The sequence below is a fragment of the uncultured Chitinophaga sp. genome, from assembly GCF_937874145.1.
Taxonomy (GTDB): Bacteria; Bacteroidota; Bacteroidia; order Chitinophagales; family Chitinophagaceae; genus Chitinophaga.
In genome coordinates this window covers 1-10567 of sequence record NZ_CALNBI010000168.1, presented here as the reverse complement: position 1 = coordinate 10567, position 10567 = coordinate 1, and the positions used below count along the sequence as shown (strand labels likewise).

Genomic DNA, 10567 nt, shown 5'->3' with positions numbered 1-10567 from the left:
AGTGAATTATGCTTATTTCCTGGAAGGGTGGGATAAAGACTGGATTCCTGCGGGCAAAGTTCGGGCGGCGAATTATAGCCGTCTGGAAGCGGGGGAATATATACTCCGCATCCGGGCGTCGGATTCCCGCAACGAGTGGGGGCCTGAAACCCGGCTCCACATTCATGTACTGCCGCCATGGTATCGCTCCTGGTGGGCTTATAGTTTGTACGTTTTCCTGATCTGCGCTGTAGTATACGCCTATACGCGGTACAGGCGTAAGCAGGCACATATGGCTTACGAAGTGCTGTTGGCGCAATTGGAAACGAAACAGGAAAAGGAACTGAATGAAAAGAAGCTCTCTTTCTTCACAAACATCACCCATGAGCTGCGTACCCCGCTAACGCTGATCGTGAATCCGGTAAAGGAAATGCTCGGTAAAGCGGAACATGATTCGAAGCATGATCTCAACATCGTTTACCGCAACGCCAGCCGGCTGCTGACCCTGGTAGACCAGTTGCTGCTTTTCCGTTCGGCGGAAGACGAAACCAGCCGCATGCAAATCAGCCGGTTCGATTTGTACCAGCTTTGCAGGGATACATTTGAATGCTTCATGCAGATGGCGCAAAGCAGGGGCATCCGGTATGAGCTGGTATTTGAAGGCGGGCAATTGTTCATGTCAGGTGATGCGCGCAAACTGGAAATCGTATTGTTCAACCTCATTTCCAATGCCATCAAATTTACCCCTGCGCAAGGCGCCATCGTAGTGGAGCTGCGCGATGCCGGCAAAGATGTGGAGATCCGCGTGGCTGATACCGGCTGCGGGATGGAAGATCATGTCAAAAGCCGTCTTTTTGAAAAATATTACCGGGGGAAGAAGCAGTCGCAGCAAAACGAGGCCGGTTACGGGATAGGGTTGTACCTGGTCAAGCAGTTTGTGGATGGCCATGGCGGTACACTCGAGTGCACCAGCTCGAGCGAACGGGGAACTACGTTCGAGATCCGGTTGGAAAAAAACAGGTGGCCGGATGCGGGCACTGAACAGGCGCGTGAATGGAATAAGCCGGAAGGGAGGATGGAGCAATTGCCGGATGCGCCCGCTCAGGATGCGCCGAACATCGACCTGCTGGAAATCACAGAAAAAAAGTCCCTGCTGGTGGTCGACGACAATTCCGAGTTGCGGCAATATCTTAAAAAGATGTTCGCGGACCGGTATATATTCTATGAAGCGGCAGACGGCGCCGCGGGATGGGAACTGGCGCACCGGCACGTGCCTGATATCGTGATCAGTGATGTGTTGATGGAGGGATTTACCGGTGTGGAACTTTGCCGGAAAATCAAGCAGGATCCGTTCCTGAACCACATTCCGGTTATTCTTCTCAGCGGACTGGGCTCCGCGGCCAACAAGCTGCAGGGGATCGAAAGCGGGGCGGAGGATTATATCACCAAGCCCTTCGACCAGGAGCTCCTGGCAGCGCGGATACGTACCATCCTCGAAAACAGGAACGCGCTGCAGCAATATTTCTGTGATAACATCGCCCTGCGCGAGCATTCCCAGAAAATTTCCATCACCTACCGCGCTTTCCTGGAAAAATGTATTGCCATCATCGAAGAAAACCTGGATAACGAAGAACTGAATCCGCGATTCCTGGCCAGCCAGTGCAATATGAGCTATTCAAATCTCTATAAAAAAGTCAAATCCGTCTCCGGACTGTCTATCAATGCGTTTATCCGCTCCATCCGCCTGCGCAAGGCTGCCCTCCTGATCCTGAGTACGAACGTGAATGTGAACGAAGCGGCTTACCAGTCCGGGATTTATGACCTGAAGTATTTCCGTAAGCAATTCCGTAACCTCTATGGCATGAACCCTTCGGAATACAAGAAAAAATATCAGCATTCCTTCAACCGGGAATTCAACCTGATCGTGCGGACGCAGGCGCAATATTGATGCCGGCGCCGGAATGGCGCAACGTCAAACCCCACAGGAAAGTATGTGAATATTTTGTATTATTACGGGAATGAAGGAGGAATCGCACATCTCTGCCGCCACGGCCAACGACGCATTGCGTAACCGGGATGTAACTGTCTTCCAGGAAATTTACACGACCTACAGCGAATCGCTATACCTGCTGGCTTACCGGTGGGTGAAAGACAGCAGCCTGGCGAAAGATATGGTTCACAATCTTTTCGCATACCTGTGGGATAAGGGAGCGCAGATCGTCATCACCGGCCAGGTCCGCAGCTACCTGTACCGCGCCATCACCAACCAGTGCATTAACGAGCTGAAAAGGCGGAAACGCCATATCGGCGAGGAAATCCTGCAATTCCAGGCCGACGGGCAATCCTTTTACGAGGCTTCCGACTATATTTTCTTCCAGCAGGAACTGATGCAATCCCTCCGGACGCTGGCGCCCCGCTGCCGCGAAATCTTCCTCCTCAGCCGGATCAACGGCCTGGAGCCCCCCGAAATAGCGGAAAAACTGGGGATTACGCTCAATACCGTCTACTTTCAACTATCTGTTGCCCTGAAATCCCTCCGTCAGCAACTGGGCCCGAAAAAAAATTTTTGACCGGCATCAAAGTCCGGGCTTTCTGAATTGTCTTCATACTATAAGCATATGGAAAACGACCTGTCCAAATTCATCATCGACTACCTCGCCGATAGCGCAAACCCGGAGAAAACCCGGGAAATGGACGCCTGGCTTGATGCCAGCGGGGAGAACCGCCGCCTGTTCGAAGAAACGCGGCGGGTCTGGGAGGCTTCGCGGCACCTGCCCGCGGAACCGTTCGATATGCAATCCGGCTGGAACAGGTTGAATGAACATATGACCCAATCCGCCGCCCCGGCGAAAGTACGTACCATGCAGCCCCGCCGCACCTGGTGGCGCGTGGCCGCTGTGGCGCTGCCCCTGCTGGCGCTGGCCGGCTACTGGTTGACGCGGGATGCCGATGCGGGATGGGTTTCCTATACCGCCCAACACGCCGTGAAAGACAGCCTCCGCCTGCCCGACGGATCGGATGTATTCCTCCGCCCCGGCGCCACCGTGCAATATAAAATCGACGGCCACGAACGCTCGCTGCGGATGACCGCCGGAGAGGCGTTTTTCAAGATCAGCCAGGATGCTCAAAGGCAATTCAGCATACAGGTACCGAAAGGCGTGGTGAAAGTACTCGGCACTTCCTTTAATATCAGTACCTCGAAAGGGTTCAGCGATGTCACCGTTTGGGATGGGAAGGTGAGCGTGGAAGGCAACGGCCGGAAGCTGATCCTGACCGCCGGCGACATGGCGGTGGTGAATGCCGGAACGGGCGCTTTGGAGCAGCCCAAAGGCAACTTCGCGTACCGCTGCGGATGGGGCAACAGCGACCTCAGCTTCAGCAACCAGTCGCTGGAAGTGGTGCTGGAAACACTGGCATCTTACTACCAGGTGTCCCTCGAAACGAAAGACGATCAGCTGCGCGACAGCAGGATCACCGTGCGGTTCAGCCATATGCCGCTCGACCAGGCGCTGGCTGTGCTCGCGGAAATGCTTGACCTGGAAGTCAACCACCGGTCGGCCAACGATTATGAGTTAATACGCAAATGATATCGTAACAGCGAAAATTAAAACCAGAATCAAAAGAAAGTAAACCTTTACCGTTCCCATTTTATCACCGGTGCCTGCCGGTAGGAGATGTATTGCCCGCCCAGGGGATCCGCCGGCTGATCCTGATGGTAGCGCCATGCCTGTCCGCACCGCCGGCAAGCGATTTCACTTCTTAAAATGTAGAAATGAAAACTATTCCCTGTATTACACTGTTGATCGCGATGGCCTGCGCATCTTTTACCGCCATCGCGCAGCGCCCCAATGACGCACTGTCGAAAAAGCTGACGGTGGCGATCCAGGACAAGCCTGCGGAAGCGATCCTGTCACAACTCGAAAAACAGGCCGGCGTTTCGTTCGCCTATCCCAACGGCGTACTGGCCAACCGCCCTAAATATTCCATCGACCGGAAAGATGCTTCGCTGCAAAATCTCCTGGAAGTGATCTTCCCCCCGGCGCAATATTCCATCAAAGCCATCGGCAACCAGATCATCATCAAACAAGCCGCCGGCAATCCCATTCATCCCACCGATACCAACGCCCCGCAGAAAGTGATCGATATGAACACCGTGGTGGTAACGGCGCTGGGGATCGGCAGGCAACAGCGCTCCCTCGGCTATGCATTCACCGATGTGAAAGGCAGCGACCTCACCAGGGCGCGGGAAACCAATCCCATCCAATCGCTCAGCGGCCGCGTTGCCGGGCTCGACATCAACGCCACCAACAGCGGCGTGGGCGGTTCCGTGAAAGTAACCCTCCGCGGCGTGAAAGTCATCGGCGGCAATAACCAGCCGCTGTACGTGATCGACGGTATCCCCGCGGATAATTCCTCGCCCGGGCAAGCCGATAAATACGGCGGGTACGACCTCGGCGACGGTTCCTCCATCATCAACCCCGACGAAGTCGCCAGCATTTCCGTACTGAAAGGCGGGGCCGCCACAGCGCTCTACGGCAGCCGCGCCGCCAACGGCGTGATCCTCATCACCACCAAGAAAGGCAGCCGCCAGGGTCTGGAACTCGAAGTTACCTCCAACGCCGTGCTCGAACAGCTGAACAGCAGCTACGATTTCCAGCAGGTATACGGCAGCGGCCGCGACGGACTGTTGCCCCGCGACGTAAATACCGCCCGCGGCTATTCCCAGGCCAGCTGGGGCCCGAAAATGAGTGCCGACAGCATGGTGTGGCTCTGGAACGGCGACCGCGTTCCTTATACCAAGGCGCAAAATCCTATCCGCAACTTCTTCCGCACGGGGCTCACGCTCACCAACTCGGTGGCGGTATCAACAGGTAGCGATAAAGCACAACTGCGCTTTACCTACACCAACGTAAATAACAAAGACATCGTGCCCGAAAGCGGGCTGAACCGCCATAACTTCGCGCTGCGCGGTTCTTCGCAGCTGACGTCCAAACTCAGCCTCGACGCGAAAATCACTTACCTGAACGAAAAAGTGAACAACCGTCCCGCCCTGTCCGACAACCCGAACAACATCGGCTACGTGCTCAGCGGCATCGCGCCCAATATCGATATCAACTGGCTGAAGAATTATAAAGACCCCGTAACCGGCGATTACATCAACTGGAACAACAACCAGTACCAGGTGAACCCCTTCTGGGCCATTTACGAACAGCCCAACAACAGCCGGCAAGACAGGCTGAACGGCTTCGTACAACTGAAATACCAGCTGCTGCCGGAGCTGTCTGTCCAGGCGCGGACCGGCACCGATTACTCTAAATTCGGTTTCCGCGAATTCATGGAATATTCCACGCCGTTCAACCAGAGCGGGATGATCAACCTGAAAGACCGCGTGTTCCGCGAAACGAACACCGAAGTGATGCTGAACTACGGCAAGCAGGTGAAGAAATTCTGGATCGGCGCCAACCTCGGCGCCAACCGCATGGATTACAATGAAAACCTTCTCAACACCACCGGCCGCGACATCAGCGTGAAAGGCGTGCGGAGCATCAATAACTTCAAAACGAAACTCAGCAATGAGCAGATTCTACGCAAACGTATCAACTCCGTGTATGGCGCTGTGAACCTGGCTTATGAGAATTTCCTCTATCTCGATCTGACGGGGAGGAACGACTGGTCGTCGACCCTGGCGATGGGCAACAATTCCTTCTTCTATCCCTCCGCATCGCTCAGCTTCGTGTTTACCGAACTGATGACGAAGAACGACTTCCTCACTTTCGGCAAACTGCGATTCTCCGCAGCGCAAACCGGTACCGATGCGATCGATCCGTATCAGCTGAAACTGACATACGGCAGCAACCCCGACGTGCCCATCGTGGGCGGATATGCGATCGGCGGCGTGGCAGTGGACAAGGTGCCTTTCAGCGAGCTGAAGCCCAGTATCAGCAAATCGTATGAAGCGGGCGCGAACCTGGTGTTCTTCAATAACAGGCTCAACCTGGATGTTACCTGGTACCAATCCAACACCCGGAACCAGATACTGAATGCGCCGATCTCTTCTTCCAGCGGGTATACCAGCGCGGTGATCAACTCCGGCAACGTGCGCAACCGCGGCATCGAGGTAACGATGCTCGTGAAACCGGTGGTGAGCAAGAACTTCAACTGGGACATGAATGTGAACTTCGCGCGGAACCGCAACAAGATACTGGAGCTGAGCCCGCTCGTGTCAGGGTTCTACACGCTGGCGTCGGCGCGTTGGGCGAATGCTTCTATCGTGGCGGAAGAAGGGGAGGAATATGGCATTATCGTAGGAAGGAAATTCCTGCGCAACGACCAGGGCAAGATCGTGCTGGATGCGAACAACCTGCCTTTATACGATCCTACCGACACCAAGATCGGCAGCGGACAGTACGAATGGATCGGCGGGGTGAACAACCGGTTTACTTATAAGAATATTTCACTCGGTGTATTACTGGATATCAAGCAAGGCGGGCATATCTATTCCATGACCAATCTCCTCGCACATGCCAACGGCCGGCAGAAAGCTACGCTGGAAGGGCGTGAAGGATGGGCGGAATCGGAAAGGGCCCGTCTTGCAGCAGGGCAAACGCCCGGCGACTGGGTGCCCACGGGCGGACGGTCGGTAAGCGGCGTGCGCCAGACCGGTACGGACCCCGACGGAAAACCGGTGTACACGGATGTATCGGCGTTCGTGAGCCCGCAGGCCTGGTGGCAGCGCGTGACGGACAACATCCCGGAGCATTTCATTTACGACGCATCGTTCGTGAAGATCCGCCAGCTGAATATCGATTACACGTTCCCGAAATCCATGCTGGGCAACGGGGTGTTTAAAGAACTGGCGATATCGCTCATCGGGCGGAACCTGTTTACGATCAGCAAGCATGTGCCGAACGTGGACCCCGAATCCAGCTACAACAACAGCAACGGTCAGGGTTTCGAGTACGGATCGCTTCCTACGCGCAGAACCTACGGCGTCAACCTTTATGCTAAATTCTAAAACGGCCCATCATGAAACGCATTTCATATATTTTAATGAGCTGCCTGACCCTGACACTGGCGGGCAGTTGCACGAAGGATTTTGATTCCATCAATACAGACCCCACGCGCGGCTCCAATATCGCGCCGGGGCAACAGCTGACGGCCGCGGCGTATTACCTCACCGGCGGGCGCGAAACGGGATATCCTAACCTTTACTTCTTCCTGCCGCGTGCGCAATACGTGACGGGCAGCTGGGGCATGCGCTCCGGCGGGAAGTATATCCGCAATGATTTTTATAACGAGCGTATGTGGGAGCTCTTCTACGGCAAAAGCCTGAAACAGCTCATCGATATGCTCGAACGCTCGAAGAGCGATCCGGACCTCACAAACTACATCGCGGCGGGCAGGATACTGAAAGCGTACGTCTTTTCCCTCATGACCGACGCCTATGGCGATGTGCCTTATTCCCAGGCCGGCGTGGCGTATTATGAGAAGATTTACACGCCGAAGTACGACAAGCAGGAAGAGATTTACCCCGACCTGATCAAGGAGCTGACCGAGGCCGCGGCCCAGTTTGACGCGGGCAAGCAGCCGTTGCTGAACGATATCGTGTTCAACGGGAATATGGACCGCTGGAAAAGGCTCGCCAATTCCCTGCGCCTGCGCCTGGGCATGCGCATGTCGAAAGTGGACGCGGTGGCGGCGGCCAGGGAGGTAAAAGCGGCGGTGGATGCAGGCGTGATGACGAACGCCGACGATAACTTCAAGATCATCCACGAAAACTTCGGCTTCCCCGACCTCCGTGGCAACGGTCTATCGCAGGCCTTCCACGAGGAATCGACCTTCAAGTACACCATCGGCACCAACACTTTCGTGCATTACCTGAAGAACCAGCAGGACCCCCGGCTGTCCAGCTACTTCATCAACCGCGACCCCGATGGCAACGATATCACCGACCTTACGGGTTACATCTCAGTTACGCCCGGACTTTACTGGTGGGATAACTGGGGCGATTTCACCGCGCCGGACGGCCGCGTGATCCCACATGCCAACAAATTTTGCACTATCAACCTGCCATTCACGCAGCTGCAGGCTTCCTTCCTGCATATGGGCTTCGCGGAAGTGCAGTTCCTCCTCGCGGAAGCGGCGGCGCGCGGCTGGGCCGGCAGCAATGCCGAACAGTTCTACCACAATGGTATCCGCGCGGCGATGAAGCAGCTGGAAATGTATCCCGGCATGGCCGCCATCCCCCAGGCGCAGGTCGACGCGTTCGTTACCGCGCACCCGCTCCCGGCGAACGACAGCACCATCAAGCATATCAACATGCAGAAATGGGTGGCGCTCTTCCCCAACGGCTACGAAGCCTTCGCCAATCAGCGCCGTACCGGCTTCCCGGTGTTGGAAGCCATCGAAGATGTAGGTACGGAATCGGAAACGAACAAAGTGCCCTTCCGCCGGCTCTTCTATCCCGGAACGGAAGCATTTACCAATACCGTCAACTACCAGGACGCCCTGCAGCGGATTGGTGGCGCCAACGACTGGCTGAAGCCGGTTTGGTGGGATAAACAATAAAATATAATGATGAAGATAAGACTGCTGATACTCTGGGCATTGTTCCCGCTGCTGGCCTGCGGCAAATCAAAGAAGGAAACGCCGAAGCCGGATGATCAACCGGCCAACGCCCGCATCCGGACGCAGGCCTATCTCTTCAGCTGGAACGGCAATTGGGAAGCTCCGGTCAACAGCGCCGATATTTCCAAAGTGACCGACCTCACCCTGGCGTTTTTCAACCCCACCGCCAGCGGCGACTTCGGGCCGGACATGGCGGCGCTGAAAAGAGCGGTGGACGCGGCACGGGGGAAGAACGCCAACGTCAGGATATACTTCGCGATCGGAGGCGGCAGCCCGTCGCCCCATCTCGAAAACCTCATTAAACCCGGCCTCCGTAGCGCTTTCATTGCGAAAATCGTGCAGCTGGCCACCGACGCCGGGTATGGATTTGCCGGGGTGGACGTGGACCTGGAAAACGATCTCATCAATGCAGACTACGCGGGTTTCGTGAGCCAGCTGGGCGCGGCGCTGCATGCCCGCAACAAAGTGATGACCGCGGCCCTGGCGCGCTGGAAAACGCAGCAGAGCATTGCAGACAGCACGTTGCAGCAGTTCGATTTCATCAATATCATGTCGTACGACGAAACCGGTTTCTGGAACCCCTCCGCACCCGGCCCCCACGCCAGCCACGCGAAAGCAACCGGCGACTTCGAATACTTCAGAAGCCGCGGGATTGCGGCAGGCAAGTTGCTGATCGGGCTGCCGTTCTACGGGTATGGCTTCGGACCGGGATTCCCCGCCACGGAAGCGAGTTCGAGGACGTACAGCGAGCTTGTCAACACCTACCCGGGCGCGGCCGAAAAAGACGCCGTGACGGTAGAAGGCGCCGGAACGATTTATTACAACGGTCAACCTGCCATAAAACGCAAAGTGGAATACGCGATCAGCCAGGGAGCAGCGGGCGTCATGATCTGGGAGATCAACCAGGACCTCCCGTCGACCGACACCCGTTCGCTCCTGCGGACGATCCACCATACGATTTCCGGATCGTAGCACGTCATGCAAACAAGCAGGAAGCCGGCGCTCTGCATGCCGGCAGGAGCGCGGGGTTTCCCGGAGAGAGTACCCGCCTCCGTTCCTGCGGTATATGTCCTCCTGTTTAACGGTAAAGGCCCGCCCGTCGGCGGGTCTTTTACTTTCCGGTCTGATGTCTTATATTGGGTGATCTACAGACGCATTCCACGTAAAACAGACTCAAACAGGATTCCATGGAAAGAAAACTCAGGAGCCAGCAATGGTTCGGGAAAACGGGGAAAGATGGCTTCATCTACCGCGCCTGGATGCGCAACCAGGGCATCCCCGACGACCATTTCAGGGGCAGGCCGGTGATCGGCATCTGCAATACCTGGTCGGAGCTCACCCCTTGCAACGCACATTTCAGGGAACTGGCCGAATCGGTGAAAAAAGGCATTATCGAAGCCGGCGGTTTCCCGTTGGAGTTCCCGGTGATGTCTCTCGGCGAAACCCTCATCAAACCCACGGCCATGCTGTACCGCAACCTGGTGAGCATGGAAGTGGAGGAAGCCATCCGCGCCAACCCGCTGGATGGCGTGGTGCTGATGTGCGGCTGCGATAAAACCACGCCTTCGCTCGTGATGGGCGCCTGCAGCGTGGATATCCCCGCGATCGTGATATCGGGCGGGGCGATGCTGACAGGGAAGTACCGGGGCCGCAACATCGGCACCAGCGACCTGTGGCGCTTTTCGGAAGACGTGCGTTCTGGCGTCATGAGTGAAGAAGAGCTGAACGAAGCGGAAGCGGGCATGTGCCGGAGCAGGGGGCATTGCGCGGTGATGGGTACGGCATCTTCGATGGCCTGCATGGTGGAATCGCTGGGGCTCTCGCTCCCGGGGAACGCCGCAATTCCTGCTGCCGATTCCAACCGGAAAGTGCTGGCGCAGCTGACGGGCCGGAGGATCGTGGACATGGTGCGGGAAGACCTGAAGCCTTCGGATGTACTCACGCGTGAGGCGTTTGAAAA

The 10567-nt window shown here is 56.3% G+C and carries 7 protein-coding genes; all 7 read left to right on the top strand.

Annotated elements, in window-relative coordinates:
• Nucleotides 1-1927 (top strand): ATP-binding protein (locus Q0510_RS08045; RefSeq protein WP_298709892.1); only part of this gene is annotated, 1927 nt, incomplete at its 5' end.
• Between the two features lie 70 nt (nucleotides 1928-1997).
• Nucleotides 1998-2549 carry a sigma-70 family RNA polymerase sigma factor gene (locus Q0510_RS08040; RefSeq protein ID WP_298709890.1) on the top strand — a complete coding sequence of 184 codons (552 nt, stop codon included), beginning with the start codon at nucleotides 1998-2000 and terminating at the stop codon, nucleotides 2547-2549.
• 48 nt (nucleotides 2550-2597) lie between these two features.
• On the top strand, nucleotides 2598-3566 hold the full coding sequence (locus tag Q0510_RS08035) for a FecR family protein (RefSeq protein WP_298709889.1): 969 nt from the start codon (nucleotides 2598-2600) through the stop codon (nucleotides 3564-3566).
• Nucleotides 3567-3751: 185 nt separating this feature from the next.
• The gene (locus tag Q0510_RS08030) at nucleotides 3752-6994 is read left to right on the top strand and encodes a SusC/RagA family TonB-linked outer membrane protein (RefSeq protein WP_298709886.1); all 3243 of its coding nucleotides are present in this window, start codon (nucleotides 3752-3754) and stop codon (nucleotides 6992-6994) included.
• Between the two features lie 11 nt (nucleotides 6995-7005).
• Nucleotides 7006-8547, top strand: coding sequence for a SusD/RagB family nutrient-binding outer membrane lipoprotein (locus tag Q0510_RS08025; RefSeq protein WP_298709884.1), 1542 nt, complete (start codon nucleotides 7006-7008; stop codon nucleotides 8545-8547).
• A gap of 6 nt (nucleotides 8548-8553) precedes the next feature.
• Nucleotides 8554-9579, top strand: coding sequence for a glycosyl hydrolase family 18 protein (locus Q0510_RS08020; RefSeq protein WP_298709882.1), 1026 nt, complete (start codon nucleotides 8554-8556; stop codon nucleotides 9577-9579).
• A gap of 215 nt (nucleotides 9580-9794) precedes the next feature.
• The coding region (locus Q0510_RS08015) for a dihydroxy-acid dehydratase (RefSeq protein ID WP_298709880.1) at nucleotides 9795-10567 on the top strand (773 nt) is incomplete at its 3' end.

Excerpts from the sequence above, each read along its gene's own strand:
- Q0510_RS08040 (WP_298709890.1), top strand. The coding sequence starts at position 1,998 with ATGAAGGAGGAATCGCACATCTCTGCCGCCACGGCCAACGACGCATTG.
- Q0510_RS08035 (WP_298709889.1), top strand. The coding sequence starts at position 2,598 with ATGGAAAACGACCTGTCCAAATTCATCATCGACTACCTCGCCGATAGC.
- Q0510_RS08030 (WP_298709886.1), top strand. The coding sequence starts at position 3,752 with ATGAAAACTATTCCCTGTATTACACTGTTGATCGCGATGGCCTGCGCA.
- Q0510_RS08025 (WP_298709884.1), top strand. The coding sequence starts at position 7,006 with ATGAAACGCATTTCATATATTTTAATGAGCTGCCTGACCCTGACACTG.
- Q0510_RS08020 (WP_298709882.1), top strand. The coding sequence starts at position 8,554 with ATGATGAAGATAAGACTGCTGATACTCTGGGCATTGTTCCCGCTGCTG.